At 62.4% G+C, this 25,745-nt stretch carries 30 protein-coding genes; 15 read left to right on the top strand and 15 right to left on the bottom strand.

Annotated features, from left to right (window positions below; translation table 11 throughout):
• Positions 1–38 precede the first annotated feature (38 nt).
• Positions 39–1,487, bottom strand: coding sequence for an NCS1 family nucleobase:cation symporter-1 (locus IB265_RS16240; RefSeq protein ID WP_057251704.1), 1,449 nt, complete (start codon positions 1,485–1,487; stop codon positions 39–41).
• 249 nt (positions 1,488–1,736) lie between these two features.
• Here IB265_RS16240 and vapB point away from each other — a divergent pair, with 249 nt between their 5' ends.
• Together vapB and vapC are read left to right on the top strand one after the other, a co-directional pair.
• The gene (gene vapB / locus IB265_RS16235; protein ID WP_057251703.1) at positions 1,737–1,970 is read left to right on the top strand and encodes a type II toxin-antitoxin system VapB family antitoxin; all 234 of its coding nucleotides are present in this window, start codon (positions 1,737–1,739) and stop codon (positions 1,968–1,970) included.
• Complete coding sequence (gene vapC, locus IB265_RS16230; protein WP_057251702.1) at positions 1,970–2,377, top strand: tRNA(fMet)-specific endonuclease VapC; 408 nt, start codon at positions 1,970–1,972, stop codon at positions 2,375–2,377. The genes vapB and vapC overlap by 1 nt, the downstream gene beginning before the upstream one ends.
• 29 nt (positions 2,378–2,406) lie before the next feature.
• Here vapC and IB265_RS16225 read toward each other — a convergent pair whose 3' ends face one another.
• Positions 2,407–3,294 (bottom strand): helix-turn-helix domain-containing protein, encoded by an 888-nt coding sequence (locus IB265_RS16225; protein WP_057251701.1) that lies wholly within the window; start codon positions 3,292–3,294, stop codon positions 2,407–2,409.
• Between the two features lie 112 nt (positions 3,295–3,406).
• Here IB265_RS16225 and pobA point away from each other — a divergent pair, with 112 nt between their 5' ends.
• A complete protein-coding gene (gene pobA, locus IB265_RS16220) occupies positions 3,407–4,579 on the top strand; it encodes a 4-hydroxybenzoate 3-monooxygenase (RefSeq protein WP_057251700.1) in 1,173 nt (390 codons plus the stop codon).
• A gap of 15 nt (positions 4,580–4,594) precedes the next feature.
• On the opposite strand, the gene IB265_RS16215 is transcribed toward pobA, so the two are convergent.
• Positions 4,595–5,116 carry a GNAT family N-acetyltransferase gene (locus tag IB265_RS16215; RefSeq protein WP_057251699.1) on the bottom strand — a complete coding sequence of 174 codons (522 nt, stop codon included), beginning with the start codon at positions 5,114–5,116 and terminating at the stop codon, positions 4,595–4,597.
• A gap of 79 nt (positions 5,117–5,195) precedes the next feature.
• The gene (gene pcaQ, locus IB265_RS16210) at positions 5,196–6,122 is read right to left on the bottom strand and encodes a pca operon transcription factor PcaQ (RefSeq protein WP_192494926.1); all 927 of its coding nucleotides are present in this window, start codon (positions 6,120–6,122) and stop codon (positions 5,196–5,198) included.
• Positions 6,123–6,215: 93 nt separating this feature from the next.
• On the opposite strand from pcaQ, the gene pcaD reads away from it, so the two are divergent.
• From pcaD to IB265_RS16185, 5 genes are all read left to right on the top strand, one after another.
• Positions 6,216–7,028 carry a 3-oxoadipate enol-lactonase gene (gene pcaD, locus IB265_RS16205; RefSeq protein WP_058328132.1) on the top strand — a complete coding sequence of 271 codons (813 nt, stop codon included), beginning with the start codon at positions 6,216–6,218 and terminating at the stop codon, positions 7,026–7,028.
• Positions 7,021–7,425 (top strand): 4-carboxymuconolactone decarboxylase, encoded by a 405-nt coding sequence (gene pcaC / locus IB265_RS16200; protein ID WP_058328133.1) that lies wholly within the window; start codon positions 7,021–7,023, stop codon positions 7,423–7,425. Before pcaD ends, pcaC begins: the two co-directional genes overlap by 8 nt.
• Positions 7,426–7,437: 12 nt before the next feature.
• Positions 7,438–8,187 (top strand): protocatechuate 3,4-dioxygenase subunit beta, encoded by a 750-nt coding sequence (pcaH, locus tag IB265_RS16195; RefSeq protein WP_112995163.1) that lies wholly within the window; start codon positions 7,438–7,440, stop codon positions 8,185–8,187.
• Positions 8,187–8,801 (top strand): protocatechuate 3,4-dioxygenase subunit alpha, encoded by a 615-nt coding sequence (gene pcaG / locus IB265_RS16190; protein ID WP_057251695.1) that lies wholly within the window; start codon positions 8,187–8,189, stop codon positions 8,799–8,801. Before pcaH ends, pcaG begins: the two co-directional genes overlap by 1 nt.
• 90 nt (positions 8,802–8,891) lie before the next feature.
• Positions 8,892–9,947, top strand: a complete 1,056-nt coding sequence (locus IB265_RS16185) for a 3-carboxy-cis,cis-muconate cycloisomerase (RefSeq protein WP_192494950.1) — start codon at positions 8,892–8,894, stop codon at positions 9,945–9,947.
• Positions 9,948–9,970: 23 nt separating this feature from the next.
• Here IB265_RS16185 and IB265_RS16180 read toward each other — a convergent pair whose 3' ends face one another.
• Both IB265_RS16180 and IB265_RS16175 read right to left on the bottom strand, forming a co-directional pair.
• Complete coding sequence (locus IB265_RS16180) at positions 9,971–10,708, bottom strand: FadR/GntR family transcriptional regulator (RefSeq protein WP_110879091.1); 738 nt, start codon at positions 10,706–10,708, stop codon at positions 9,971–9,973.
• Between the two features lie 92 nt (positions 10,709–10,800).
• Positions 10,801–11,589 (bottom strand): NAD(P)-dependent oxidoreductase, encoded by a 789-nt coding sequence (locus IB265_RS16175; protein WP_112995165.1) that lies wholly within the window; start codon positions 11,587–11,589, stop codon positions 10,801–10,803.
• Between the two features lie 298 nt (positions 11,590–11,887).
• Between IB265_RS16175 and kdgD the strand changes: the two genes are divergently transcribed.
• The 6 genes from kdgD (at position 11,888) to IB265_RS16145 (ending at position 17,821) form a co-directional block, all read left to right on the top strand.
• Positions 11,888–12,799, top strand: a complete 912-nt coding sequence (gene kdgD / locus IB265_RS16170) for a 5-dehydro-4-deoxyglucarate dehydratase (RefSeq protein WP_192494925.1) — start codon at positions 11,888–11,890, stop codon at positions 12,797–12,799.
• Between the two features lie 19 nt (positions 12,800–12,818).
• Positions 12,819–13,955, top strand: a complete 1,137-nt coding sequence (locus IB265_RS16165; protein ID WP_192494924.1) for a mandelate racemase/muconate lactonizing enzyme family protein — start codon at positions 12,819–12,821, stop codon at positions 13,953–13,955.
• A gap of 1 nt (position 13,956) precedes the next feature.
• Positions 13,957–14,829, top strand: a complete 873-nt coding sequence (locus IB265_RS16160) for an amidohydrolase family protein (protein WP_244495650.1) — start codon at positions 13,957–13,959, stop codon at positions 14,827–14,829.
• Positions 14,830–14,958: 129 nt separating this feature from the next.
• The gene (locus IB265_RS16155) at positions 14,959–15,936 is read left to right on the top strand and encodes a TRAP transporter substrate-binding protein (RefSeq protein ID WP_057251693.1); all 978 of its coding nucleotides are present in this window, start codon (positions 14,959–14,961) and stop codon (positions 15,934–15,936) included.
• Between the two features lie 82 nt (positions 15,937–16,018).
• Positions 16,019–16,540 (top strand): TRAP transporter small permease, encoded by a 522-nt coding sequence (locus tag IB265_RS16150; RefSeq protein ID WP_057251692.1) that lies wholly within the window; start codon positions 16,019–16,021, stop codon positions 16,538–16,540.
• Positions 16,541–17,821 carry a TRAP transporter large permease gene (locus IB265_RS16145; protein ID WP_057251691.1) on the top strand — a complete coding sequence of 427 codons (1,281 nt, stop codon included), beginning with the start codon at positions 16,541–16,543 and terminating at the stop codon, positions 17,819–17,821.
• A gap of 70 nt (positions 17,822–17,891) precedes the next feature.
• Here the strand turns inward: IB265_RS16145 and IB265_RS16140 are convergent, their stop codons facing one another.
• From IB265_RS16140 to IB265_RS16130, 3 genes are all read right to left on the bottom strand, one after another.
• Complete coding sequence (locus IB265_RS16140; RefSeq protein WP_057251690.1) at positions 17,892–18,224, bottom strand: tetratricopeptide repeat protein; 333 nt, start codon at positions 18,222–18,224, stop codon at positions 17,892–17,894.
• Positions 18,225–18,254: 30 nt separating this feature from the next.
• Positions 18,255–18,851, bottom strand: a complete 597-nt coding sequence (locus IB265_RS16135; RefSeq protein WP_082615901.1) for a flavin reductase family protein — start codon at positions 18,849–18,851, stop codon at positions 18,255–18,257.
• A 153-nt stretch (positions 18,852–19,004) separates the two neighbouring features.
• Positions 19,005–19,613 carry a superoxide dismutase gene (locus IB265_RS16130; RefSeq protein WP_112997356.1) on the bottom strand — a complete coding sequence of 203 codons (609 nt, stop codon included), beginning with the start codon at positions 19,611–19,613 and terminating at the stop codon, positions 19,005–19,007.
• 166 nt (positions 19,614–19,779) lie between these two features.
• Between IB265_RS16130 and IB265_RS16125 the strand changes: the two genes are divergently transcribed.
• Entirely contained in the window at positions 19,780–20,391 is a 612-nt protein-coding gene (locus IB265_RS16125) for a metalloregulator ArsR/SmtB family transcription factor (protein WP_082615899.1), read from the top strand.
• Between the two features lie 66 nt (positions 20,392–20,457).
• Here the strand turns inward: IB265_RS16125 and IB265_RS16120 are convergent, their stop codons facing one another.
• The 6 genes from IB265_RS16120 to IB265_RS16095 form a co-directional block, all read right to left on the bottom strand.
• The gene (locus tag IB265_RS16120) at positions 20,458–21,225 is read right to left on the bottom strand and encodes a 3-hydroxyacyl-CoA dehydrogenase (protein WP_057251685.1); all 768 of its coding nucleotides are present in this window, start codon (positions 21,223–21,225) and stop codon (positions 20,458–20,460) included.
• Positions 21,226–21,462: 237 nt separating this feature from the next.
• On the bottom strand, positions 21,463–23,229 hold the full coding sequence (locus tag IB265_RS16115; protein WP_057251684.1) for a penicillin-binding protein 2: 1,767 nt from the start codon (positions 23,227–23,229) through the stop codon (positions 21,463–21,465).
• Between the two features lie 266 nt (positions 23,230–23,495).
• A complete protein-coding gene (locus IB265_RS16110; RefSeq protein ID WP_057251683.1) occupies positions 23,496–23,816 on the bottom strand; it encodes a FliM/FliN family flagellar motor C-terminal domain-containing protein in 321 nt (106 codons plus the stop codon).
• A 155-nt stretch (positions 23,817–23,971) separates the two neighbouring features.
• Positions 23,972–24,325, bottom strand: coding sequence for a hypothetical protein (locus IB265_RS16105; protein WP_057251682.1), 354 nt, complete (start codon positions 24,323–24,325; stop codon positions 23,972–23,974).
• Positions 24,326–24,627: 302 nt separating this feature from the next.
• On the bottom strand, positions 24,628–24,897 hold the full coding sequence (locus tag IB265_RS16100) for a hypothetical protein (RefSeq protein ID WP_057251681.1): 270 nt from the start codon (positions 24,895–24,897) through the stop codon (positions 24,628–24,630).
• Positions 24,894–25,688, bottom strand: coding sequence for a DUF899 domain-containing protein (locus IB265_RS16095; RefSeq protein WP_057251680.1), 795 nt, complete (start codon positions 25,686–25,688; stop codon positions 24,894–24,896). The genes IB265_RS16100 and IB265_RS16095 overlap by 4 nt, the downstream gene beginning before the upstream one ends.
• Positions 25,689–25,745: the final 57 nt, after the last annotated feature.

The following is a 25,745-nucleotide window of genomic DNA, read 5'->3' as shown; positions in this document are numbered from 1 at the left end:
CCGTACCCGATCATCCGACCGGGTACGGCATTGAACGACTAGGAGGCAAAGGCCGGTTTGCGTGCGCCGATCCTTAAGACGTAGTAGATTGCCCCACCGATCGCGACGCCGAAAAACCAGCCGTAGGTCCCCCACCAGGCCGGCAGGATGTTCGTGAACGTCGGCAGGATCGACGAAAACATCGCCCCAATCGCAAAGGCGATGAAGGCGCTGCCGTGCCAGCCGCCCTGGAAGCGGAATTCGCCATTCTCGTGGTAAAGCGCCTCGACATCGAGCTGGCCCCTGCGGATGAGATAATAATCAACCATCATCACCCCGAAGATCGGCCCCATCGTCGAGCCGATGAAGTTGACGAAATGTGCCGCACCCGTTTCCCACGGCGCGAAGGGATAAAGGATGAGGGCAATCAGGGCGGCGATGTAGCCGCCGCGTTTGAAGTTGATCTGCCGCGGGAAGACATTGGCGAAGTCAAAGGCCGGGGACACGAAGTTTGCCACGACGTTGATGCCGAGGGTCGCGACCGCAAAGGTGAGCGCTGCGAGCAGAGCCAGGAACCAGCTGTCGAACTTCGCCGAAATCTGGTCCGGATGCAGCAGCACTTCGCCATAGACGGCAAAGGCCGCCGTCGTCGTCACGCCGGCGACCAGGCAGAAGGCGAGCAGGTTGATCGGCAGGCCCCAGAGATTGCCCTTGCGCAGCGTCTTGACATCCGTCGCGTAGCGCGAGAAGTCGCAGAAGTTCAGGTAGAGCGCGGCGAAATAGGTGATCCAGGTGGCAGCGACCGCCGCGAGTGCCGGGAAGGTGCCTGGTTCCCAGGGAACGCCCGCGTCCTTGGTCTTCTCGATGAGGACGTCGCGCGGGATTTCCGAGCCGAAGGAGAAGGTTCCCGATTTGACGACGAGATAGACGGCGAGGATCAGCATCATGACCCAGACCGCAGGGCCTGCCCAGTCCTGGAATTTGCGAACGGTCTCCATGCCGCGCTGGATGATCAGCAGCTGCAGCGACCAGACGACGACGTAGCAGATGACCTCAAGCGTCGAATGGCCGAGCATGTGGCTGTTCTGGTGGAAGACCAGCATGCCTTCGTTGCGGATGAGAAGGGCGACGATTGCGCCGGACGCGGCGGCCGTCTGTGCGCCGTACCAGAAGCAGGCGACGACCGCGCGTACGAGTGCCGGGACGTTGGCGCCGAACGTGCCGAAGGAGGCGCGCGCGAGCACGGGGAAGGGCACGCCGGTGCGCACGCCCGCATTTCCGACGAGGCTCATCAGGAAGAAGATCACCAGCGATCCGATGCCGATCGCGATGACGAAGTTCACGAAGCTGCCGCAGAGCAGAAACAGGCTTGCTGCGAGGTAATAGCCCCACAGGCTATGCACGTCGGATGTCCACACATTGAAGATGCTGAAAGCGCCCCACCGGCGTTCCTCGGCCGGTGCCAGATCCTCGTTATACAACGAGGGCGACGGATCGCGTACTGCCATGTCTTCCTCCGTATATCCTCCGGGTCCCCCTCGGACCCGAGTATTGATTCTGCTCCTGTTTTGAGTCGTTGCAAAAATCTTTTTGACCGTGGGAAGGCGAGCGGGCCTATGGCGACCAGCGGTGGGCCACGCGGCCCCTGCCAACGTCGATGAAGACGCTATCGCTGCGAGTGATTTTGTATATCCCGTTGACATATCCCGCAACCGATACCATCTTGGATATACGTAAAGCATATCCCGGAGATAGAGATGTCGGAGCAAGGCGCTGTTTTCCTCAGCAATCGTAGTCAGGCGATCCGGCTGCCGAAGGCCGTCGCGCTTCCAGAGGATGTCAAACGCGTCGATATCGTCGCGGTGGGGCGAACGCGGATCATTGCGCCCGCAGGCGAAGCCTGGGACAGTTGGTTCGATGGCGAGTCCGTAACGACCGATTTCATGACAGAGAGAGAGCAGCCGGCGCCACAGGAGCGCGAGGCTCTCTGATGCTGAAATATATGCTCGACACCAATATCTGTATTTTTACGGTGAAGAACCGGCCACAGCAGGTTCGCGAGGCGTTCAACAGGCACCACGGCCAACTGTGCATCAGCTCGATCAGTCTCATGGAGTTGATCTATGGCGCGGAAAGATCCGCCATGCCCGAGCGCAACCTTTCCGTCATAGAAGGCTTTTCTGCGCGTCTTGAGGTCCTCAACTACGATCAGGCAGCAGCGACCCATACAGGCCAGTTGCGCGCCGAACTCGCGCGCAGTGGGACGCCGATAGGCCCTTACGATCAATTGATTGCCGGTCACGCGCGATCGCAGGGCCTGATACTGGTGACAAACAACAGGCGGGAATTCGATCGTGTGCCCGGTCTCCGGGTCGAGGATTGGACGACCGCTCCTTAATCCCAGCGTCTATTGCGTCGGCGGTGCTTCTATGCGCCGAGCCTTTCCCGCTCAGCCATGCGCCAGGCGCGCGGTGTCATGCCCGTCTGGCGCAGGAAGAAGCGGGAGAAGTAGGCGGGATCGGCAAAGCCGAGGCGGAAGCTGATTTCCTGCACGCTGGCCCTGGTGAAAACGAGTTCGCGCCTCGCTTCGCCGATGAGCTTTCGCGAGATCATCTCGTGGGCGCTGAGCCCCATGATGATACGCGTTATCCGGTTCAGATGCGTCAGCGACAGGCCGAGTTCGCGGGCATAGGCGGCGGCCGGCCGATGCGAGCGGTGGTGCTGCTGCAAAAGAGCCTGGAAGCGCTGGACCCGCTGTTCGTTTTCGCTATCGGCTGTATCGTCTCGGCTGTCGCTTGCCTCGTCGAGACGTGCCGCCAGCGTCAGCACGGAGGTAAGGTAGGCATCCAGCAGGTCGGTGCGATTGCTGCGGTTGGTTTCCCATTCCCCGGCCAGACGCGTGAGGGTTGCTGCGACATAGGCCGCATCCTCGCGGCCATCGAGCCGGGTCAGATGCGGGGTCGCAAGAAAGGAGCCGAGACGACTGCGTTCCCCGGGAGTTGTCTTCAGATGCGACGCCAGGATGGTGAAGACGAAGCCGTCGATGTCGCGCGAGAAGCGGAAGCCGTGGCTGAGGGCTGGCGGAACGGTGATAACCATAGGCGGCTCGATCGTGTGCACCGCGTTGCCAAAGACCGCGTCGCCGGAGCCGCCGGCAATGTACAAGATCTGAAAGAAGCTTTCGTGGCGGTGCAGCCCGATCTCCCAGTGGTAGAGGCTGCTTCGTGACGGAATAGTCTCGCAATGCAGCCAGAAATCCGGCCGTTCGCCGGTCCGTTCGCCGTAAAGCTCATAGGTCGGAACCGTCTTCTTCATATCACGTTCCCTGAAGTCATGTTCGATTTGTGCAATTTCATGGCGGATTTGTCCATTGAGAGCGAAGCCCGCTCGGCGCAGATTTTGTCAAAAGACAATTCTGGAGGAGAGCATGCGAACCAAGGTCGTCATCATCGGGTCAGGCCCATCAGGGCTCTTGCTTGGGCAATTGCTGACGGAAGCCAGCATCGACAACGTCATTCTCGACCGCGTCAGCCAGGATTACATCCTTGGCCGCGTGCGCGCCGGCGTGCTTGAGGAAGGCACGGTCGGATTGATGGATCGCGCCAGGGCCGGCGCGCGGATGCACAAGGAGGGGCTGCCGCATGACGGTTTCTCGCTTGCCTTCGACGGCCGCGACCACCGCATCGATCTGTTGCATCTGACCGGCGGCAAGCGCGTCATGGTCTATGGCCAGACGGAACTGACGCGCGATCTGATGGAGCATCGCGAGCACTCCGGGGCGACGACGATCTATGAAGCTGCCAATGTCGAACCGCATGATTTCGACAGCCATCAACCCTACGTCACCTTTGAGAAGGATGGTGCGACCCGGCGTATCGATTGCGACTTCATCGCCGGCTGCGACGGCTTTCACGGTGTCAGCCGCAAGTCAGTTCCCGAAACGGCCCTGCACACCTTCGAAAAGGTCTATCCTTTCGGCTGGCTCGGCATCCTCGCCGACGTGCCGCCGGTCGATCACGAACTCATCTACGCCAACCATCCGCGTGGTTTCGCACTGTGCTCGATGCGCTCTCAGACGCGCAGCCGCTACTACATTCAATGCTCGCTGAACGAAAAGATCGAGGACTGGTCCGACGAGCGCTTCTGGGACGAGCTGCGCCGGCGGCTGCCGCAGCATCATGCCGAGGCGATGGTGACCGGACCGTCCTTCGAGAAGTCGATCGCGCCGCTCCGATCCTTCGTCGCCGAGCCGATGCGCTTCGGCCGGCTTTTCCTGGTCGGCGATGCCGCCCACATCGTGCCGCCAACCGGGGCGAAAGGGCTGAATCTTGCCGCCAGCGACGTGCACTATCTCTTCGAGGGACTGCTTGAACACTATCAGGATCGCTCGAATGCCGGCGTCGATGCCTATTCGGCACGGGCGCTCGCGCGTGTCTGGAAGGCGGTGCGTTTCTCCTGGTGGATGACGACGATGCTGCATCGTTTCCCGGATACCGGCGATTTCGACCAGCGCATCCAGGAGGCCGAACTCGACTACCTGACCCATTCGGTCGCCGCCGAGACGGCGCTGGCGGAGAACTATGTCGGGCTGCCGTTCTGACGCTTCGCCGCGCGGTCAGTTCCATTCATTCCGGAGCAGGCCGTAGATCGCCGTGTCCCATCTGACGTCACCGACCTTGGCCGACGACCGGCGCACACCTTCCTCGCGAAAGCCGAGGCTGCGGTAGGTGCGGATCGCCGCCTCGTTGAAGGTGTAGACGTTGAGCTCCAGCCGCTCGAAAGCGGGATCGGCGAAGAAGCGCTCGGTCACCTCACGGAGAAACGGCCGGGCGAGGCCGCGGCCGCGCATGCGCGGATTAATGGCAACCCGGCTGAGGCGGCCGACCCCGTTCTGCCAATCGAGCGCCACCTGCGCATGGCCGGCGAACTTGCCGTCGACCAGGCCGGCGAACATGGAGCGCGCGGGCTCGATAGCCGTTGTCTCTGCGAGCATCGCCTCGAGCTGTGCGGCCTCCAGTGGAAACGAGAGGCCGGGGCCGCCCCATTGCACTAGCGCTTCGAGGTTCGAAAACCAGTCGAGCATTTCGGGAATGTGCTTTTGGGAAAAGGCTTCAACGAGGAGGGGAGCGGTTGGCATGGGATCACCAGTCTGTCGGAACCCGCAATCTCGGTCGCTGGCCGGGGCTTGTAAAGCCGCGAATTCCCGGCATGCGCCCTCAGAGTTTGGTGGCGACGATGGTCGCTGCCTCGCGAATTGTCTGCATCAGGATCGAGAGAGCCAGTGACGGTGCCGCGTCGGCGCGCATGGTGAGGCCGACGGGCCCCCTCGTCTCGCTGGTGTCGATCGGCAGGATTGCGATCGTTCCATCGTCGACGTCGCTGGCGACGACGCCGGCGGAGATGATCCAGATCGCGTCGCTCGCCCGGACGAAGGCACGGCCGAAGGCATCGGACACGGTCTCGATCTGGTTCGGCAGGCTGGCGATGCCGTTGGTGATCAGGAAACGCTCGACGAAGGGGCGGATGATCGAGGCGCGCGTAGGCATCAGTACAGGGAAATCTGCGAGCCGCGCAAACGTGGAATGCGAGCCCGCAAGCAGCGGATGGCCGGCCCGGACGGCAAAGACAACCTGTTCGGAATAGAGGTGCTCGAAGGAGAAGCCAGCCATCTTCTCCGGTGCCGCAAGCCGCCCGACGACCAGATCGAGATCGCCGACGCGCAGCTGTTCGAGGAGAACTGCGTTTTCGCCGGTGATGATCTTGATGCGCGCGCCGGTATCCTCCTGGAGGAAAAGCGTCATGGCGTGCGGCATGATCCGGGTCGAGACTGTCGGCAGCGCTCCGACCCGCACCGGTACACCGTCGCCGGCGCGTTCCTGCGACACGGAATCGAGCCCTTGCCGCAGCGCCGTCAGCGCTGCGCCAGCGTGGCGCAGGAAGACCTCGCCGTAACGTGTTATCTTGATGCCGCGCCCGTCGCGCTCGAAAACCGCGACGCCAAGAACCTCTTCCAGCTCGCGGATCGTCTTGGTCACGGCCGGCTGGCTGACATGCAGCAGCTCCGCCGCCTTCATCACGCTCTTCTGCCGGGAGACCTCGACAAAAGTCTGCAGATGGCGAAACTTAACCCGGGTGTCGATCATGGAATTCATAACCCTCAAGTTAATGAAATGCCATGAAATATCATTTTACCTAACCAGATTAAATATCCAATTTGGTGTCGGAGGAGAGAGCCCGTGCAGTTTGCCCGCATCAACGACATCACGATCCACTATCAGGTGATCGGCGCGACCGGCGACCGACCGGTGCTGGTTTTTGCCAATTCGCTCGGCACGGATTTTCGCATCTGGCGCGACGTCGTGGTCCGGCTCGCCGGCGACTATGCCATCGTCCTCTATGACAAGCGCGGCCATGGCCTCTCCGATATCGGGCCGATCCCTTACGCGATCGAGGATCACGCCAACGACCTGGCCGGTCTGCTCGACATGCTCTCCGTCAAGCAGGCGATCATCTGCGGCCTGTCGGTCGGAGGGTTGATCGCACAGTCGCTCTACCAGCGGCGGCCCGATCTCGTTCGTGCGCTGGTTCTTTGCGACACGGCGCACAAGATCGGCACCGCCGAGATGTGGGCGGCACGCATCGCTGCCATCGAGGAACATGGTATCGAGGGGATCGCCGACGGCGTGCTTGAGCGCTGGTTCACGCCAGCCTTCCGCCGGCCGGAAAACACCGCCTATGCCGGCTATCGCAACATGCTGGTGCGCCAGCCGGTGACCGGCTATGTCGCCACCTGCGCCGCCATCCGCGATGCCGACTATACCGAGGCGGCCGCCCGCATTGTGGTGCCCACACTCTGCGTGGTCGGCGACCAGGACGGTTCGACGCCGCCCGATGTCGTGTTGTCGACCGCCCGCCTCATTCCCGGCGCGCGCTACGAAGTCATCCGCGACGCCGGCCACATCCCCTGCGTCGAAAACCCGGAGGCTTTGACCGCGGTGCTTCGCGCCTTCTTCGAAATCGCAATGCATGGAGACAAGCCGCATGAGTGACGCCTTCACGCCCTCGGACCGTTATCGCCAGGGCATGGCCACGCGCCGGGCCGTTTTGGGCGACAATCATGTGGACCGGACCCAGTCGGCTTCCACCGATTTCGATCGCCCGTTTCAGGAACTGATCACTGAGGCCGCTTGGGGCCACGTCTGGTCGCGACCGACCTGGACGAAGCGGGAGCGTTCGATTGTGACGATCGCGCTGCTCGCAGCCCTTGGTCAGGATGACGAGGTGGCCATGCATGTGCGCGCGACCGTCAACACGGGCGCCAGCCGCGACGATATCTGCGAGGCGCTGCTGCATGTGGCGATCTATGCCGGCGTGCCGGCGGCCAATCACGCGATCAAGATCGCCAAGCAGGTCTTTGCCGAGATCGATGCCGGCAAGGCTGCCTGACGGGGGAAGATGATGACCGACAGAACGAACGGAAAGCCGGAGACGGGTGCCTTTTTCCCCCGCGACCGGCAATGGCATGCGCCGGCGCTGACGCCGGGCTACAAGACCTCGGTGCTGCGCTCACCACAGAAGGCATTGTTGTCGCTCGACGGCACGATCTCGGAAATCACCGGCCCTGTCTTTGGCCATTCTGTCATCGGTGACCTCGACAACGACCTGATCCACAATTTCGCGCGGGCAGGCGAGAGCGCCATTGGCGAGCGCATCATCGTGCATGGTCGGGTGCTCGACGAGCGCGGCCGCGCCGTGCCGGGCGCGCTGCTCGAATTCTGGCAGGCCAATGCCGGCGGCCGCTACCGCCATAAGAAGGAAAGCTACCTCGCGCCGCTCGACCCGAATTTCGGCGGTTGCGGCCGCACGATCACTGACGACGAGGGGTTCTATGCTTTCCGCACGATCAAGCCCGGCCCCTATCCCTGGCCGAACGGCGTCAACGACTGGCGGCCAGCCCACATCCATTTCTCGGTCTTCGGCCACGGATTTGCACAGCGCCTGATCACCCAGATGTACTTCGAGGGTGATCCGATGATCTGGAAGTGTCCGATCGTCAACACGATCCCGGATCGCCAGGCGATCGAGCAACTGATCGCGCCGCTCGACTGGGCAAACACGATCCCATTTGATGCGCGCGCCTACAAATTCGACATCGTACTGCGCGGTCGCCGCTCGACCCTGTTCGAGAACCGGCTGGAGGGCAACTGATGGTGCAGCAGCTGAACTACCTCAAGGAAACGCCGTCGCAGACGGCCGGCCCTTACGTGCACATCGGACTGACGCCAAACTTCTGCGGGATCGGCGGCGTTTATCAAGCCGACCTCGGATCGCACATGGTGAATGAGCAGACGAAAGGGCAGCGCATTACCATTACTGGCCGCGTGATCGACGGCGCCGGCGCGCCGCTCAGGGACGCGCTCGTCGAGATCTGGCAGGCGGATGCTGCCGGCCTCTACAATTCGCCGACCGAAATTCGTGGCTCCGCCGACGCGAACTTCTCCGGTTGGGGGCGTTGTGCGACCGGTGCCGAGGATGGTGTCTTCACGTTCGAAACGGTGAAGCCCGGGGTTGTACCTTACAGTAGTGACCGGCAGATGGCGCCACATATCAGCTTCTGGATCGTGGCGCGTGGCATCAATGTCGGCCTGCAGACGCGCATGTACTTTCCGGACGAGGCGGAAGCCAACGCCGTCGATCCGCTGCTTGCGCGGATTGAACATCGTCATCGCGTCGCGACGCTTGTCGCGACGGGAGCCGCGCCTAATTATATTTTCGACATTCACCTGCAGGGTGAGAAGGAAACGGTCTTCCTCGACATCTGAACAGGAATGTCACGCCTGGACATGGGGGCGATGATTGATGCCCCCATGCAGCAGGTGGCATTTCGTTCGGCAAGAAGAAACGGGGAAACCATGACCTATTCCGCCTTCGACCATCCTTATCTCTCCGGGCTTCTGGGTGATGAGGCGGTTGCCGCCGAGTTTTCGGCCTCCGCCGATATTCATGCGATGCTCGCCTTCGAGGCGGCGCTTGCGCGGGCGGAAGCCGTGCACGACATCATCCCGCCGAGCGCTGCCGATCGGATCACCGAAGCCTGCCGCGCCTTTTCGCCCGATGTCATCGCACTGAAGCGCGCCATGGGCGTGGATGGCGTGGTCGTGCCGGAACTCGTCCGGCAATTGCGGGCGGCCGTCGGTGGCGAGGCGGCGGAATACGTACATTACGGTGCCACCAGCCAGGATGTGATCGACACCAGCCTGATGTTGCGGATGAAGGCGGTCGCCGAGCTTTTCGCCGTGCGCCTCGGCAATGTCGTCTCGGTGCTCGAAGAATGCGACAGCGAATGGGGGGATCGCGCGCTGATGGGGCGTACCCGCATGCAGGCGGCAATCCCGATCACCGTCTCCGACCGGTTGCGCAGCTGGATCGAGCCGCTGCTCGATCATATGGATCGGCTGGAGGCGATGGACCGTGATCTGTTCGCCGTGCAGTTCGGCGGCGCCGCGGGCACGCTCGATAAACTTGACGATCGAGCCGACGAAGTGCGCGCCACGCTCGCCGAAGAGCTCGGCCTTGCCGATTTTCCGCAATGGCACAGCCAGCGCTCGGAGGTCGCGGATTTTGCCAGCGCGCTGTCGCTGGTGACCGGCAGCCTCGGCAAATTCGGTCAGGATGTCGCGCTGATGGCGCAGCAAGGCGATGAGATCGAGCTTGCCGGCGGCGGTGGTTCCTCGGCGATGGCGCACAAGCAGAACCCTGTCGCGGCGGAGGTTCTGGTGTCCTTGGCGCGGTTCAACGCAACCCAGCTCTCCGGCATGCACCACGCGCTGGTACACGAGCAGGAGCGCTCCGGTGCCGCCTGGACGCTCGAATGGCTGATCATGCCGCAGATGGCCGGCGCGACGGCGGCCGCACTTCGCCTGGCGGCCGAGCTTGCGAGCAACATACGCCGGCTTGGCCGCGACTGAGCCCGCGGCAGCCGCGCGGTTCTTCAGCGGGCCGCACGCAACATCGAGCGATAGCGCACCTGGCTGTTCTTGAGGTGCTGGCGCATGGCGCTGCGTGCCTGTTCCTCGTCGCCATCCTGGATCGCGATTAGAATGGCCTCGTGTTCCGAGATCAATCGCGACAGTTCCGCTGCCGCCAGCACGGTTTCCTCGCCGCTTTCGGAAACCGCGCGGCGGGGAATAAGCGCGGTGCCCAGCATCTGCAGGAACTCGCTGAACCGCGGATTGTTGGTCGCCTGGGCGATCGCCAGGTGGAAATTGAAGTCGGCTTCCGCCGTGGGGCGACCCTCGGCAGCACTCGCACAGAAGCTGTCGAAGGCTTCGACGATCTTTTCTTCCTGTGCCGGCGAGCGGCGCAGGGCGGCAAGGGCGGCGGCATCACCTTCGACGGCGGTCCTGAGTTCCAGCATTTCGATCAGCGAAGAGACGCGCGCGAGATCGACGCCATGGAAAGGCAGCGGAGCCACTGGCGTGGGTTCCAGCACGAAAACGCCGATACCGTGTCTCGCTTCGACCAGCCCGCCGGAGCGTAGGGCCGCGATCGCTTCGCGCACGACCGTGCGGCTGACGCCGAACTCCTGGGTAAGCTGCGCCTCCGATGGCAGGCGATCGCCCGGCTTATAGTGTCCGCCGGCGATCTGTCCGCCAAGTGCGTCGGTCACCCTGGCCACCAGCGTCTTGCCTTGTGGCGTTGTGTTGTCGGGGGCGGTGACGTTGCTCATGGGCATGGCCGTTTCTGGGACTTGGTGTGAGTTTCTGGATACGCCATTGCCGATCAAGGGCGCAATCCATTGGCAAGGCGTAGGGCCTACTTCTAAAAGATCGGATCATCGACGAAGGCGCCGCCCTGATACCGCACGAGCGAATCGCCCGGGTCCGGCTTCGGGCTGCTTGCGGCAATCTTATCGCGGAAGACTTCGGCATTGTCCTTCGGTCGCCAGCCGAGCCATCCAATGTGCGAATTGTCCCACCAGCCTGCGTCGTTGGCAGACGCGCCCCAGACGACCGGGCAGCCAAGAATCGGGACGCGGAATACGGCTTCGATCAGGGATGCGAAGTCGTCATGCGAAAGCCAGGTGGAAAGCATGCGGTAGTTGATGGGCTCCGGCAGGCACGAGCCTATGCGCACCAGCGCCGTCTCCTGGCCGAACTTCTCGAAGTACATGCGGGCAAGTGCTTCGCCGAAGCACTTCGACACACCGTAGAGCCCGTCCGGCCGGTAGGGGGCATTCGGGCTGAGCCGCTCGTTTTGCGGATAGTAGCCGATCGTGTGGTTGGTGCTGGCGAACAGGATGCGCGGCTTGTTGTTGGCGCGTGCAGCTTCGTAGAGGTTGTAGAGGCCGAGAATGTTGCCGTCGAGGATTTCGGAAAAGGGCCGTTCGACGGATATGCCTCCGAGATGCAGGATTGCATCGCAGCCGGCAACAAGGTCATGGACAGCGCCGGCATCGGCGAGGTCGCACTGAGCGCATTCTTCGTTCTCGCCGGGTGGGTCGAGCGGCGAACGGTCGGAAAGTCGGATCACCTTTGCCATCGGGGCGAGCTTTTTGCGCATGACGCGGCCCAATTGGCCTGCTGCGCCGGTGATCAGAAGTCGTTCCATCGCCCATCTCCTTCATGTCGGCGGGTAGGGTCCCGTCGACCATCAGTCAATCACATCATACAATACCGGCTAACATATAATACATGTTCTCTGCAACTCGAATGGAGAGCTTGGTGCGTTTGAATACGCAGCTCGCTGGGGTTTGTGCTGCGTGGCAAGATGAAACGAGATTCGGTACCAAAGGCGCGGGGGCATTGAATTCCGAAGGTCATATGATAACTTGTATTATGACATATTGACATGTGTGTGATGACTTGCTTATTAGGGCGCGTCGAGTATTAGGGAGGAACCGCGCGAAATGACACCCGAGCAGATCAAGGCCGCTCTTGGTTCAGGCCTTCTTTCCTTCCCGGTTACGCATTTCGATGCCGAGGGTCGTTTCGCGCCGGAAAGCTACCGGGCGCATGTCGAGTGGCTGGCCGGCTATAAGGCGCCGGTGTTGTTCGCGGCAGGTGGCACCGGCGAATTCTTCTCGCTGAAGCCCGATGAAATTCCCGGCATCGTCGCCGCCGCCAAGGAGGTTGCCGGCGATACGGCGATCGTATCCGGCTGCGGTTATGGCACGGAGATGGCGGTCGATATTGCCCGGTCGGTCGAGCGGGTCGGTGCGGACGGTATTCTGCTTCTGCCGCACTACCTGATCGATGCGCCGCAGGAAGGGCTCTACGCCCATGTGAAGAAGATCTGCCAGTCGGTCGGCATCGGCGTCATGGTCTATAACCGCGATAACTCCGTACTGCAGGCCGACACGCTGGCGCGGCTCTGTGACGAATGCCCGAATCTGATCGGCTTCAAGGATGGCACCGGTGATATCGGCCTCGTGCGCCAGGTCACCGCCAAGATGGGCGACCGGCTGATGTATCTCGGCGGCATGCCGACGGCGGAACTGTTCGCCGAAGCCTATCTCGGCGCTGGTTTCACCACCTATTCCTCGGCCGTCTTCAACTTCGTGCCGGGGCTTGCCAACGAGTTCTATGCGGCCCTTCGCGGCGGTGACCGCGCCACCTGCGAGCGTATCCTCAAGGATTTCTTCTATCCCTTCATGGCCATCCGCAACCGCGGCAAGGGCTACGCGGTTTCGGCAATCAAGGCGGGCGTGCGCCTGCAGGGGTTTGATGCCGGCCCGGTGCGCAGCCCGCTTACGGACCTCACGGATGAGGAAGTCGCCATGCTCGACGCGCTCATCGGCACCCACAAGCGCAAAGCGTGACGGGGGAGGGAGGAGAGTCATGAAGATCGTTGCCGTCCGCACGCATCTCCTCGAGCACCGGCTGGCCGTGCCCTTTGAAAGCGCCTCTGCGCGCTTCGACCGTCGCGCCCATGTGCTGGTCGAGATCGAATGCGACGACGGGACGGTCGGCTGGGGCGAATGCCTAGGGCCGGCGAGACCCAATGCGGCCGTGGTCGCGACCTATTCCCCCTGGCTTATCGGCCAGGACCCGCGCCAGACCGAAAAACTCTGGGCGATCCTCTACAATGCGCTGCGCGATCAGGGGCAGCGCGGTCTGGCGATCACGGCTCTCTCCGGCATCGACATTGCGCTCTGGGACATCAAGGGCAAACATTACGGTGCCTCGGTCTCCATGCTGCTCGGCGGCCGCTGGCGCGAGAGCGTGCGCGCCTATGCGACCGGCAGCTTCAAGCGCGACGGCGTCGACCGCGTCTCCGACAATGCCATGGAGATGGCAGAACACCGAGCGCAAGGGTTTCACGCCTGCAAGATCAAGATCGGCTTTAGCATCGACGAAGACCTGCGCGTCATCCGTGCCGTGCGCGAAGCGATCGGCGATGAAATGCGGCTGATGATCGATGCCAATCACGGCTACACCGTCACCGAGGCGATCCGCCTCGGCAAGGCGGCGGCGGACTACGATATCGACTGGTTCGAGGAGCCAGTGGTGCCGGAACAGCTTTCGGCCTATCGCGAGGTGCGTGCCGGGCAGCCCATCCCGGTTGCCGGCGGCGAGACCTGGCACACCCGTTACGGCATGTGGCCAGCGATCGAGAGCCGCGCCGTCGACATCCTGCAGCCGGATCTCTGCGGCTGCGGTGGGTTCTCCGAGATGGCGAAGATTGCAAGTCTTGCGACGTTGCATGGCGTTCGCATCGTGCCGCATGTCTGGGGTACCGGCGTGCATCTTGCCGCTGCGCTACAGTTCATGGCGGCGATGACGCCAGATCCGGTGCGGGTAAACCCGATCGAGCCGATCATGGAGTTCGACCGGACGGAGAATCCCTTCCGCCAGGCGGTGCTGAAGACGCCGATCGAAACCGTGAATGGTGTCGTTGCCATCCCGGACGCGCCCGGTCTCGGCATCGAGATCGATCGCGGTGCGCTCGCCCAGTTCAAGATGCCCGAGGCTTGAGATGATCGAGCGCACCCTCTCCGGCTGTCCTCCTGAACCCCGTCTGCCGAAGGGCACGGTCGATGCCCAAATGCACATGTATCTGCCGGGGTTTCCGTCGCTTCCCGGCGGTCCGCCTTTACCGGCTGAACCGTTGCCAGACGTCACGGCCTATCGCGGGGTCATGGATTGGCTCGGTATCGACAGGGTGATCATCACCCAGGGCAATGCCCACCAGCGGGACAACGCCAACACGCTTGCCTGTGTCGCCGCCATGAGGGATGCAGCACGTGCCGTCGTCGTCATCGACGAAACCACGTCCGATGCGGACATGCACGGGCTGAGCGCATCCGGCGCCGTCGGCGCACGCATCATGGATCTGCCCGGTGGCGCGGTGGGGCTCGACGCGCTGGAAGCGATCGACGCACGGGCACACGCGGCGGATTGGATGATCGCCGTGCAGTTCGATGGCAACAGGATACTTGACCACCTGCCGCGGCTGGAGCGCATCCGTTCGCGCTGGGTGCTCGATCACCACGGCAAATTCTTCGCCGGCGTCGACCCGGATGGGCCGGAGATTGCAGCACTTCTCAAACTGATCGACAGGGGCAATGTCTGGTTCAAGTTCGCGGGCGCCTACGAGAGTTCGCGAGCGGGATGGCCCTATGCAGACGTGGCCGCCTTTTCGCGCAGGATCGCGGACCATGCCCCGGAACGTATCATCTGGGGCTCGAACTGGCCGCACAACATGATCCGGAAAACGGAAGACTATCCCAATGACGCGCGGCTCGCCGAACTGGTCCTCGGCTGGCTTGCCAACGACCGGGCAAAGCATCTGGCCCTCGTTGAGAACCCGGAACACCTGTTCAAGCTGCCGGCCTTCGCGGCGGCGTGACTTCGACCCGCGGCCGGAGCCGGGAGGCTCCCTGTCGGGCCCAAGGACATGAGATTTCGCATGCCGGCCCGGACGGGCAGCAACTCGGCCTTGGGAGAGGCCGAAGCACGATTAGAGGAGGAGGAAAACATGAAGAAAATTGCAGGCATGCTTTGCGTCGCAATGGGGCTGGCGTTTGCCGGCACAGCGGTGCAGGCGCAGGAAATCACCTTGCGTTCGGCGGACATCCACCCGGACGGCTATCCGACGGTTGAGGCCGTGAAGTACATGGGGCAGCTGCTGTCCGAGCGCAGCAACGGCCGGATCAAGATCGAGGTCATGAACAACGGCGTGCTCGGTGGCGAGAAGGACACGATCGAGCAGACCCGCTTCGGCGTCATCGACATGAACCGGGTCAATGCGGCGCCCTTCAACAACCTCGTCAAGGAGACGATGGTCCTTGGCATGCCATTCCTGTTCCGCTCGACCGAGCACATGCACAAGACGGTCGACGGCCCGATCGGCGAGGAGGTTCTCGCCGCTTTCGAGCCGCACGGTCTGATCGGTCTCGCCTTCTACGATTCCGGCGCCCGTTCCTTCTACACGACCAAAAAGCCGATCGAGAAACTGGCCGATCTCAAGGGGCTGAAGATCCGCGTGCAGCAGTCTGATCTCTGGATCGCGATGATGCAGGCCTTCGGCGCCAACCCGACGCCGATGCCGATGGGCGAGGTTTACTCGTCGCTCGAGACCGGTGTCGTCGACGGTGCCGAGAACAATTGGCCGTCCTACGAATCCGCCCGTCATTTCGAGGTGGCCAAGAACTACTCGCTCACCGAACATTCTCTCAATCCGGAAATCCTGGTGATCTCCAAGATGAGCTGGGACAAGCTCTCCGCCGATGACCAGGGCCTGATCCGCCAGGCGGCGAAGGATTCCGTCGGCAAGATGCGCGAATTGTGGAGCGCGCGCGAAAAAGTCTCGGAAGAGAAGGTTCGCGCCGCCGGTGCAAACGTCATCAAGGTCAACAAGGAAGAGTTCGCCGCCGCCATGGGGCCGGTCTACGACCAGTTCGTCAGCGACCCGAAACTCAAGGACCTTCTCGAGCGGGTGAAGGCGGTCAAGTGACAGCAGACGGCGGGCCGGCTCCGAGAGTGGAGCCGGCCTTCGCAACTGTCCATTGGATCGCTTTTGCGGAGGAGGAAGAGACATGCGTCGTTTCATGCGGGCGATGCGCCCGGTTCTCGGAGCGCTAAGCCGCGCGTCGCTCTATATCGCCGGTACCGGCATGGTCGCCATGACGTTGATCGTCGGCTGGCAGGTCTTTGCCCGCTACATCTTGAACGACTCGCCAAGCTGGTCTGAACCCTTGGCCCTCCATCTCATGGCCTGGTTCATCATGCTCGGTGCCGCGGTGGGCGTGCGCGAAAGCGTGCATCTCGGGCTCGATGTCATCCGTCATGTGATGAAGCCTTCGGTGCAAATGGCCATGGACCTGATGAGCCTTGGTCTGATCGTCATCTTCGGCGCTTCCATGGCCTATTATGGCCTGCTTCTTTGCGTCGGCACTTGGACGGCCACCATTCCCGTTCTCGGCTGGCCGGGAGGGGTCGACTTTTTTCCGCTCATTGTCGGCGGTGTGATGATTGCCCTGTTTGCCGCCGAGCGTTTGATCGATCTGGTTCTGGGTGTCGATGTCGCCGCAGATGTCGTCGTGCAGGAGATGGCCTGAATGGCTTACACTATCCTCTTCGGGGTCTTCACCCTCTTGATGTTCATCGGCACGCCGATCGCGTTTTGCCTCGGCATCGCCTCGTTCGCCACCGTTCTCTATCTCGGCCTGCCGCCGGTGGTGGTGTTCCAGCAGTTGAATTCCGGCATGAACATCTTCGCCATGATGGCGATCCCGTTCTTCATCTTTGCCGGCGACCTGATGGTGCGCGGTGGCATTGCCAACCGGCTGATCCAGTTTGCCGCCGGCCTCGTCGGGCACCTTCGCGGTGGTCTCGGCCAGGTCAACATCGTCGCCTCGACACTCTTCGGCGGCATCTCCGGCTCGGCAGTGGCGGATGCCTCGGCGGTCGGCGGCCTGATGATCCCGCAAATGGCAAAGCGCGGCTATGACCGCGACTATGCCGTCAACGTCACGGTCAACGCGGCGATCATCGCGCTGATGGTGCCGCCGTCGCACAACATGATCCTTTATTCGATCGCGGCGGGCGGCAATGTCTCCGTCGCCGATCTCTTTACCGCCGGCATCATTCCCGGCCTGCTGCTTGCGCTTTCGCTGATGGTGACGGCCTATATCGTTGCAAGGCGCAGAGGCTATCCGGCCGAGCCGTTTCCGGGATTTTCCAAGGTCTTCTATTATCTGCTCGCCTCGTTCCCCGGTATCGTGCTGATCGGCATCATTTTCGGCGGCGTACGCTCCGGTGTCTTCACCGCCACCGAGAGCTCTTGCATCGCCGTGCTCTATGCTTTCCTCGTCGCCATGCTGGTTTACCGCGAGCTGGATTGGGCCGGCTTCGTCGAGGCGGTGATGGGGGCGGTGCGCACCACCGCGATGGTGCTTCTGGTCATCGGCATGGCGGCGTCCTTCGGCTGGCTGATGGCGTTCCTGCAGGTGCAGGCGCTGATGATCAGCGCGATCAGCGCGATCTCGGAAAACCCGATCATCGTGCTGCTTGTCATCAACATCATCCTGCTGTTCCTTGGCACCTTCATGGACATGGCGCCGATGGTGATCATCTGCACGCCGGTGCTCCTGCCGGTGGTGAAGGCCTTCGGCATTGATCCGGTGCATTTCGGTGTGGTGATGATCCTCAACGCCGGCATAGGGCTCAACACGCCACCGGTCGGTACGGTGCTCTTCGTCGGCTGTGCGGTCGGCGGGATTTCCATTCGCGAGGCGATGCGCACCATCTGGCCGTTCTTCGGCGCCAGCATCGCGGTGCTGATGGCGGTCACCTACATCCCGGCCCTGTCGCTCTGGCTACCGTCGGTCTTCAAGTGAGTTGACCATTCGTGGTCGTAATCGGGCTCGGCATTCCTGCCGGGCCCGATCCACTCTCACGATGGCTCGGCTAATCGTTCCTGTTGGCAGCGATGCATTGTCGCTCCAAGCGCTTCAGGAAAACGCCGATCTCCTTTGCCGCCTGCAGATCGCCCTTCCGTTCGGCGACCGCTCGGCCCTCGCGCCAGACCTGGATCGCCTCTTCGAACCGGGCGAGCTTGTGCAAGATGGCACCGCGCAGTTTCCACGCTGCCGAGTAATCCGGGTCGAAGGCGATCGCCCGCTCGACATGGGCAAGGGCGGTTTCGAGATCCGCCTCCTGAAGGCAGATACTGCCGAGCGTGAAGCGCAGCAGGGCGTCGTCCTTGCCGTCTTGTAAGAGCTTTTCGAGCACTTGCCGCATTGCTGGCGTTCCTCCTACACGATCGCCGATTCAGGCCGCAGGCTTGGTTGGGGCGAGGACCGCATGTCCTTTGCCCGGCGGCGCCGGCAACGATCTCGCCCTGTCGAGAGACTGATATCGCCGGCGGCTCCAGATCAAGGGGTCGGCATGGGTGGAAGTCTCGGTTGCGACAATTGTTCCGACGAACAGCGTGTGGTCCCCGACCTGCATCGAAGCGCTGAGCAGGCAGTCGAGCGCAGCGGCGGCCCCGAGAAGCCTTGGCCGTCCGCTCGGCCAGTCGGCCCAGATGCCGACGAGGTAACGCTTGGACGCTTCGATCTTGCCGGCGAAGGCATCCGCGATCAGTTCCTGCCCCTCAGCCAGCATGGCGAGCGAAAAGCCCTGTTCGGCGGCAATCAGCGCGGCGAGCGGACTGTCCGCCTTGATCGAAATGACGATCGACGGCGGGCTGGCGGAGAGCGAGAAAGTGGCGGTCACGGTCCGGCCGAGACTATCGGCACCCCTACCGGAGCTTGCCACGCAGACGGTGGCGGCGAGATGCGACAGGGTGTCGGCGAACTCCGGTTTCGACACGGCCAGGTCGGCGTGGGCGTCGATATCGACGGAGAGCGAATATATCTGGCGCATGGGTCTTGTTCCAACTGAGGTAGCCCGTGGCGGCGGGGAGACGCCACGGGGGTTTGCGAAAGCCCAGGCGCAGGCGGGGGCGAGAGGGCCGTCGCAAATTCTCTGACCATCCGATCCGCGAGCCGGTTCCGGCTCGCGGTGCTCATCGGCTGGTCAGGCGGACTTCAATTCCGCTTCGGCAAACTCGTAGTTGGCGAGCTTGTCGAGGAAGTTCGAGGTGTAGTCCGGTCGGCGGTTGCGGTAGTCGATGTAATAGGCATGTTCCCAGACATCGAGGCCAAGCAGGGCCTTGCCTTCGTTGGTTGCGACCGGATTGGAGCCGTTGGCGGTCTTCGTCACCTTGAGCTTGCCGTCAGGGCCGAGTACGAGCCAGGCCCAGCCGGAGCCGAACTGGCCGGTGGCGGCGGCCTTGAAGGCATCCTTGAAGCCTTGAACGCTGCCGAAGTCTTCGGTGATCTTGTTTTCGAGCGCGCCTGGGATCTGGCCACCCTTGGGCGAAAGGCTTTTCCAGAAGAGGATATGGTTCCAGTGTTGGCCGGCATTGTTGAAGACCGGCGCCAGTTCCGCCTTGCCGTGGCTGAGACGAATGATCTCCTCGAGCGACAGGCCGGCAAGCGATGCGTCCTTCTCGACGAAGCCGTTCAGCGCCGTGACATAGGCTTGGTGGTGCTTGCCGTGGTGGAATTCGATCGTCTCGGCGCTCATGCCGTTTTCAGCGAGTGCTGCGGGTGCATAGGGAAGGGCGGGAAGTTCGAAGGCCATGATCAAACCTTTGCGGGCGGGACACTCTCGACGGATCACTTGTCTGCGAATGGATGAGAGTGTATTTAGCAAGACAATTCTTTGTAAATCTGCGCGCGGGAATATGTCAAGCGATCACTTGTTAAATCCGGAGCAAAGCAGCGGCCGCACGCCGGGAGAGCGCATTATGCTGGCGCTGAAGCTGCATGGCCCGCAAACGGCGGCGGCACTGGGCAAGCGTCTGACGATTACCGGCGAGGCCGTCCGGCAGCAGCTCGTCCGCCTTGCCGAGGATGGCTTCGTCCTATCGTGGTCGGAGGCGAAAGGCGTCGGTCGTCCGTCGCAATTCTGGGGGCTGACCGCACTTGGACACGCTGAGTTTCCCGACACGCATGCGGAGCTGACCGTCCAGCTGTTGAGGACGATCCGGCAGACGCTCGGCGAGGCGGCGATCGATCGGCTGATCGCGGCACGGGAGAACGAGACGCGGGAGAACTACAGCGCGGCGATGAGTGACAAGAAGAGCCTGCGCGAGCGGGTGGACGAACTGGTGCGGTTGCGATCTCAGGAAGGCTATATGGCGGCTTACGAGGATCCCGGTGACGGCACGCTGCTGTTCGTCGAGAACCATTGTCCGATTTGCGCCGCCGCGACGAGCTGCCAGGGGTTCTGTCGGGCGGAGTTGAGCGTGTTCCGCGCAGTGCTTGGCCCCGGGGTCGAGGTCGAGCGCGCCGAGCACATCCTCGCCGGCGCCCGCCGCTGCGCCTATGTCGTCAGGATGGTCGATCAAGCCGCCTGATCTGCCTTGGTAAAGGCTTGGCGCCGCGCCCGATTGAGTGCGAGCGAGGCGCCGGTGCTGATCCTGTCAGCGCGCGCCCATGCGCAGTGCGCCGTCGAGGCGGATGACTTCGCCATTTAGCATGCGGTTCTCGCAGATGTGCTGCACGAGGGCCGCAAACTCCTCGGGTTTGCCGAGGCGCTGCGGGAAGGGCACGCTCTTGCCGAGCGAATCCTGCACTTCCTGCGGCATGCCCGCCATCATCGGCGTTTCGAAGATGCCCGGTGCAATGGCGACGACACGGATGCCATAGCGTGCAAGCTCACGGGCGATCGGCAACGTCATCGAGACGACGCCGCCTTTGGATGCGGCATAGGCCGCCTGGCCGATCTGGCCGTCGAAGGCGGCAACCGATGCGGTGTTGACGATCACGCCCCGTTCGCCGTCCTCGCCGGGCTCTTCCCGCTGGATTGCTTCGGAGGCGAGCCGCAGCATGTTGAACGTACCGATGAGGTTGATGCCGACCGCGCGCGAAAAGCTTTCGAGGCGATGCGGGCCGTCGCGGCCGAGCACCTTTTCGCCCGGCGCGATGCCCGCACAGTTCACCAGTCCTTGGAGATGGCCGAAGCGATCCAGAGCTGCTGCAACGGCGGCGGCGCCATCCGCTTCGTTGGTGACATCCGTCTTCTGGAAGAGGGCGTTGCTGCCAAGTTCCTCGGCCATCTTCTGTCCGGCCTCGGCGTTGACGTCGGCAAGAACCACACGGGCACCCTCGCCATGCAGCCGCCGCGCGACGGCTGCGCCGAGGCCCGAACCGCCACCGGTCACGATAAAGACTTTTCCATCGATCAGCATCTGAGGCTCCTCCCGTACCGGATCGTGTCGTTCGTGCATGTTTCCTTTAATCGTGCCCGATCAAAGGGCAAAAACATGCAGCACGTCAAAGTGCTACAGCGACCTTAGCGCGTCTAACGAGACGCGCGGCGCTGTAGGACATGGACATAGCCTTGCCGAGGCATGAAGCCAAGGGTGGTGGGTGCGGCGATGCGTCCATTCCCGATCCGCGTCACCGCCTTCTTTCCGTAAACCGCTTTAGAAGTCCGCCACCAGATGCGGTTCGCGCTCGGGTCCAAAGCGGGGCTGGACGCCGAGGAAGGAACCGGCGCGACTGATGATCTCTCTGACGACGGGCGCCGCCGTGTGCGCTGCCTGACGGCCGCCTCTCTCGCCCGTCAGCGGCGCATCGACGATCGAAAGGACGATGTAGCGCGGGTTGTCCATGGGAAAGCCGGCGAGAAACGCGTTGAAATTGAGGTTTGTGGCGTATCGGCCGTTGATGACCTTGTCCGCTGTGCCCGTCTTTCCTCCGACATGGAAGCCGGGCACCTGGGCGTGGCGGCCGGAGCCCAGCTGGCCGTTGCGGTTGTAAAGGTAGCGCATGTCGGCGCTCGTCGTCGGCTGCAGGACTTGCTGAGCCTGTGCCTTCGCCGTCTCGGGGGATCGCGGAAGGAACGTCGGAGAGATCAGGGTGCCGCCGTTCAGCAGAGCGGCCGCGGCGACCGCGGTTTGCAGCGGCGTGGTCGCAACGCCGTGTCCGAAGGATATGGTCACCGAATTGATCTTCTTCCAGCTCCGGGGCTGCGTGGGCGTTGCGACACCCGGCAGCTCGGTCTCCATCCTGGAAAGAAGCCAAAGCCTGGTGAGAAAGGTCTGATGTCCCTCGATGCCAACCATATCGGCGACCGCGGCGGTTCCGATATTGGATGAATACTGAAAGACCTCGGGAATGGTGAGGGGGCGATACTTGCCGCGAAAATCCTTGATGGTGAAGCCGCCCATGCGGATGGGGCGCGATGCATCGACCACGGAGTTGAGGCTGATCTTGCCGGCGTCCAGTCCCATTGCCAGGGTGAAGCTTTTGAACGTCGAGCCCATCTCGAACGTCGCATTGCTCATCCGGTTGAACCAGCCCTTTTCGTATTCCTTGTCGATATTGCCATCCGGCAGCGTGCGCGAAGGCTGGTTCGGATCGTAGTCGGGCACCGAAGCCATCGCGATAACTTCTCCCGTCTCCACATCTAAGACCACGGCACCGGCGGCTTCCGCCTGGTAGTCGATCATGGCGCGCGCAACCGCTTCCCGAACGATGCTCTGAACGCGAAGGTCGATCGAGAGCTTGACCGGCTCGAGCGGGGTGTTGCCGGTCAATCCCGCCGCCCGGAGATCGGCAAGTCCTTGCTGATCGATGTAGCGCTCCATGCCCTGCAGGCCCTGATTGTCGACGTTGACATGCCCGAGGATATGCGAGGCCGTCGATCCGCCCGGATAAAAGCGCCGCTTTTCCGGCCGGAAGCCGATGCCGGGAATGCCGAGTGCCAATATGTCTGCCTGCTGGCGCGGCGTGAGCTGTCGCCGCAACCACTGGAAGGCGGTGCCGGATCGCAGCTTCCGGTGCGTATCGCGCCAGTCGAGATTGGGAATGACGGTCGCGAGCTTCTCGACGACTTCGTCCGCATCGACGATCGTTCGTGGTTCGGCATAGAGCGACACCATGTTGACGTCGGTCGCCAGCAGTTCTCCATGCCGATCGACGATGTCAGGGCGGGAGGCCACAGCGTGGTTGGTGTAGTTGATCCACGCCGTCTCGACAGGTCTTTCCAGTCCGTACTGGACCAGTCGCCCCATGATCACCAGAAAGATCACGGCAAAGCCGGCGATGATGATGCCAAGCCGTTGCCTTGCCTGCGTTCTCCGGCCCAAGGTGATGCCGACGACCGCTCCGCTTTTGCCACTGACGTTTCGTTTCAGGGAAAAATGTGCCCGGCTTTTCAGCCGGACGGCGAGAGAGATCAATGTCATTCCGAACGCATCCAGATCTAAGCCACCCGAAGCTATGGGATCGGTCTGCCAGCCGGCACACCGAAGAAGGCTCTCGGACGCGAATTAAAAGAGGATAGGCTTTGCCTGTGCGGCTAAAATTGTTCGGTATGTCCTAACAACCTATTAACTCTTGCGCGTTCTGGTTGTTGATCCACAGGCAATCGACGGAACCGCGTGGAGACCGGATCAATGCCGGAAGAAAAGGGCCTGCGCGTCTCTCCGGCGCGGAAGGCGCGAACTTGAAACTAGCGCTGCGCGATCGGCGATATATCGATGATCCTGATGCCGACGGCGTTGCTGGATTCGTCATAGACGATTTCCCCTCGGCCGATGACCATGCCGTTGACCTTGAGTTCGACCGGATCGCCGAAATCGCGGTCGAGATGGATCGTATCATCAGGGTGGAGTTTCGAAATCTGAGAGACCGTCAGCCTGGCGCGACCGATGACCGCCTCGATCGCGAGCGGGATGCCCTGGACCGCCCGTTCGCTCATCACCGAGCGGCTCTCGAGCGCAGGTCTCTCATCGAGCTCGACCAGTTCATCCTGTAGCTTCTTGTTAATCATTCTGCACCATCCAAAGCACTGATTCACGACTCTTTAACAAAGAGTTGCGCCAGTTCGCCCTGGGTGGCAACCGTGGCTAAATGGGGGTTCCTCCTGCCTCGCAAGCGAGCGTTAACAAACAGTTAACATCCACAACGCGCGGCCAGCAGAAGGCCTCAAAGCGTCACCGCGTTCCAGTTTCCGTCCCGTTTTTGGAAACCGATCATGCGACGGCCGTTCGGCAACTTGTCGCCGAGTCGCACGACATAGACGTAGCCCTCGTAAACCATCAGACCCTGATCACCGTTGCTGTAAAGGATCTCGAAGCTCGGCTGGTTCGGGGAAGCGCCTGCTCCTGTCGGAGCCCCTGACGGATCGATCGCCGCCACTTCCGAGGAAATGTTTTGGGGACCAACCAGATAGTATAGCGACGACGCAAGGGCGGCGGCGCAGAGGAGGGCGCCGACCAGCGATGGCACCAGGCGCAGCTTGAAACGTGTTGGCGTCGGCTGAGGTGTTGCAACACTCAAGTTCGTTATCCCGATTCGATCAAATACTGCTATCGGAACCGTTTTCGCGCGGCATTAAGCGGCAGCCATTACAGACAATGCTGTTGGTGGGCGGCCGGATCTGCTTTGCGGAAGCCGTTCCCCGCTTCAATCCAAAGAGGTCACGACCTCTCAGAATCAACAGCATGCCCATTCGCCGATATCAGGGACATATGGTCCCGGTCGTTTCCACACCTTTTGAGTGTCTGCAACATTGGCCCCACTTCGCCTTCAAGTAGGGCCGATGAGATGCCTTGTCCGGGGGATATGTCGACCGGCCTCCTCTAGGCTGCTTCGCGCTTGCCGGTTTGGAGAAGCCGTAACCATGGGGTCAGGTGGAAGACGCTCATGAAGATGTACATCACGGTCATCCCGCCGAACTGCAGTCCCTGCTCGCCGGCACATAACATCTGCCCGACGTCGGCGCCCCATGCGCCGGTCGAAATCGCCATGAGCGCGAAGGTCGGCGACGCTGCGAGGGCGAGCCCATCGGCCGCCCTCCGTGCTGCCGTCCGGTGGACCTCCCGCGCGCTCGCAGAGAGGCTCGCGCTCATCGCACCGAGCCCGCGTCCTGGTTTCGCATCGCTGCCTCGCCCGCGTCCGAGACCTCGACCCAGCGCCGATCGGGAGCGGCGCCTTCGACATAGCTGTCGTTCCAGTTCCACCACTTGTAGGTCGGCGTCTGGGGATAGCCTTCGGGAGAGTCCTCCCAGACTTCCTGTCGGCCGAGCGGGGTGATGTCGAGATAGTTCCAGGTGCCGCCCATCTGCTCGTCACCGCGGTTGTTGATGAAGTAGGTACGGAACAGCCGGTCGCCGTCGCGGAAGAACACGTTGTGGCCGTGCCACTCGTCGACGCCGAAATCGAGGTCGAAGCTGTCGGTGATGGTATACCAGGGCATCGTCCAGCCCATGCGCGCCTTCAGCCTGGCAATATCGGCCTGCGGCGCCCGCGACGCGAAGACCAGAGTGGTGTCACGGGCGTTGAGATGGGCAAGGTGGGCAACCTGGTCGGCGACCATGGAGCAGCCGCGGCAGGCATGCTCGGGCCAGCCATAGACGCCCGGCTCGTAGAAGGCGCGGTAGACGATCAACTGATGCCGGCCGGCAAAGAGGTCAAGCAAGCTTTCCTTGCCCTCGGGGCCCTCGAAGACATATTCCTTCGTGACCGCCATCCACGGCATGCGCCGGCGCTCCGCAGCAAGCGCATCGCGAGCATGCGTGTGTGCTTTCTCCCTGACGAGCAGGTTCTGGCGTGCCTCTTCCCAGGCCTGTTGCGAGACCACCTGCGGCTTCTGCATGGCTGGCTGGTCGGTTGCCTGCCCATTCTCGACTGTCTTGGTCATGGCTTTCAATCTCCTCGTTTTAGACGAAGCCTGCGTCGCGCGGGCCGGAGCGCCGGG

This window comes from Ensifer sp. ENS10 (assembly GCF_014852025.1).
In the GTDB taxonomy this organism is placed as follows: Bacteria; Pseudomonadota; Alphaproteobacteria; order Rhizobiales; family Rhizobiaceae; genus Ensifer.
Note: the sequence above shows the minus strand (reverse complement) of the source record. Positions and strands in the feature narration are given on the sequence as shown.

Bases quoted from the DNA above. Each gene is read 5' to 3' on its own strand.
- IB265_RS16240 (WP_057251704.1), bottom strand. From the start codon at position 1,487: ATGGCAGTACGCGATCCGTCGCCCTCGTTGTATAACGAGGATCTGGCA.
- vapB (WP_057251703.1), top strand. From the start codon at position 1,737: ATGTCGGAGCAAGGCGCTGTTTTCCTCAGCAATCGTAGTCAGGCGATC.
- vapC (WP_057251702.1), top strand. From the start codon at position 1,970: ATGCTGAAATATATGCTCGACACCAATATCTGTATTTTTACGGTGAAG.
- IB265_RS16225 (WP_057251701.1), bottom strand. From the start codon at position 3,294: ATGAAGAAGACGGTTCCGACCTATGAGCTTTACGGCGAACGGACCGGC.
- pobA (WP_057251700.1), top strand. From the start codon at position 3,407: ATGCGAACCAAGGTCGTCATCATCGGGTCAGGCCCATCAGGGCTCTTG.
- IB265_RS16215 (WP_057251699.1), bottom strand. From the start codon at position 5,116: ATGCCAACCGCTCCCCTCCTCGTTGAAGCCTTTTCCCAAAAGCACATT.
- pcaQ (WP_192494926.1), bottom strand. From the start codon at position 6,122: ATGATCGACACCCGGGTTAAGTTTCGCCATCTGCAGACTTTTGTCGAG.
- pcaC (WP_058328133.1), top strand. From the start codon at position 7,021: ATGAGTGACGCCTTCACGCCCTCGGACCGTTATCGCCAGGGCATGGCC.
- pcaH (WP_112995163.1), top strand. From the start codon at position 7,438: ATGACCGACAGAACGAACGGAAAGCCGGAGACGGGTGCCTTTTTCCCC.
- pcaG (WP_057251695.1), top strand. From the start codon at position 8,187: ATGGTGCAGCAGCTGAACTACCTCAAGGAAACGCCGTCGCAGACGGCC.
- IB265_RS16185 (WP_192494950.1), top strand. From the start codon at position 8,892: ATGACCTATTCCGCCTTCGACCATCCTTATCTCTCCGGGCTTCTGGGT.
- IB265_RS16180 (WP_110879091.1), bottom strand. From the start codon at position 10,708: ATGAGCAACGTCACCGCCCCCGACAACACAACGCCACAAGGCAAGACG.
- IB265_RS16175 (WP_112995165.1), bottom strand. From the start codon at position 11,589: ATGGAACGACTTCTGATCACCGGCGCAGCAGGCCAATTGGGCCGCGTC.
- kdgD (WP_192494925.1), top strand. From the start codon at position 11,888: ATGACACCCGAGCAGATCAAGGCCGCTCTTGGTTCAGGCCTTCTTTCC.
- IB265_RS16165 (WP_192494924.1), top strand. From the start codon at position 12,819: ATGAAGATCGTTGCCGTCCGCACGCATCTCCTCGAGCACCGGCTGGCC.
- IB265_RS16160 (WP_244495650.1), top strand. From the start codon at position 13,957: ATGATCGAGCGCACCCTCTCCGGCTGTCCTCCTGAACCCCGTCTGCCG.
- IB265_RS16155 (WP_057251693.1), top strand. From the start codon at position 14,959: ATGAAGAAAATTGCAGGCATGCTTTGCGTCGCAATGGGGCTGGCGTTT.
- IB265_RS16150 (WP_057251692.1), top strand. From the start codon at position 16,019: ATGCGTCGTTTCATGCGGGCGATGCGCCCGGTTCTCGGAGCGCTAAGC.
- IB265_RS16145 (WP_057251691.1), top strand. From the start codon at position 16,541: ATGGCTTACACTATCCTCTTCGGGGTCTTCACCCTCTTGATGTTCATC.
- IB265_RS16140 (WP_057251690.1), bottom strand. From the start codon at position 18,224: ATGCGGCAAGTGCTCGAAAAGCTCTTACAAGACGGCAAGGACGACGCC.
- IB265_RS16135 (WP_082615901.1), bottom strand. From the start codon at position 18,851: ATGCGCCAGATATATTCGCTCTCCGTCGATATCGACGCCCACGCCGAC.
- IB265_RS16130 (WP_112997356.1), bottom strand. From the start codon at position 19,613: ATGGCCTTCGAACTTCCCGCCCTTCCCTATGCACCCGCAGCACTCGCT.
- IB265_RS16125 (WP_082615899.1), top strand. From the start codon at position 19,780: ATGCTGGCGCTGAAGCTGCATGGCCCGCAAACGGCGGCGGCACTGGGC.
- IB265_RS16120 (WP_057251685.1), bottom strand. From the start codon at position 21,225: ATGCTGATCGATGGAAAAGTCTTTATCGTGACCGGTGGCGGTTCGGGC.
- IB265_RS16115 (WP_057251684.1), bottom strand. From the start codon at position 23,229: ATGACATTGATCTCTCTCGCCGTCCGGCTGAAAAGCCGGGCACATTTT.
- IB265_RS16110 (WP_057251683.1), bottom strand. From the start codon at position 23,816: ATGATTAACAAGAAGCTACAGGATGAACTGGTCGAGCTCGATGAGAGA.
- IB265_RS16100 (WP_057251681.1), bottom strand. From the start codon at position 24,897: ATGAGCGCGAGCCTCTCTGCGAGCGCGCGGGAGGTCCACCGGACGGCA.
- IB265_RS16095 (WP_057251680.1), bottom strand. From the start codon at position 25,688: ATGACCAAGACAGTCGAGAATGGGCAGGCAACCGACCAGCCAGCCATG.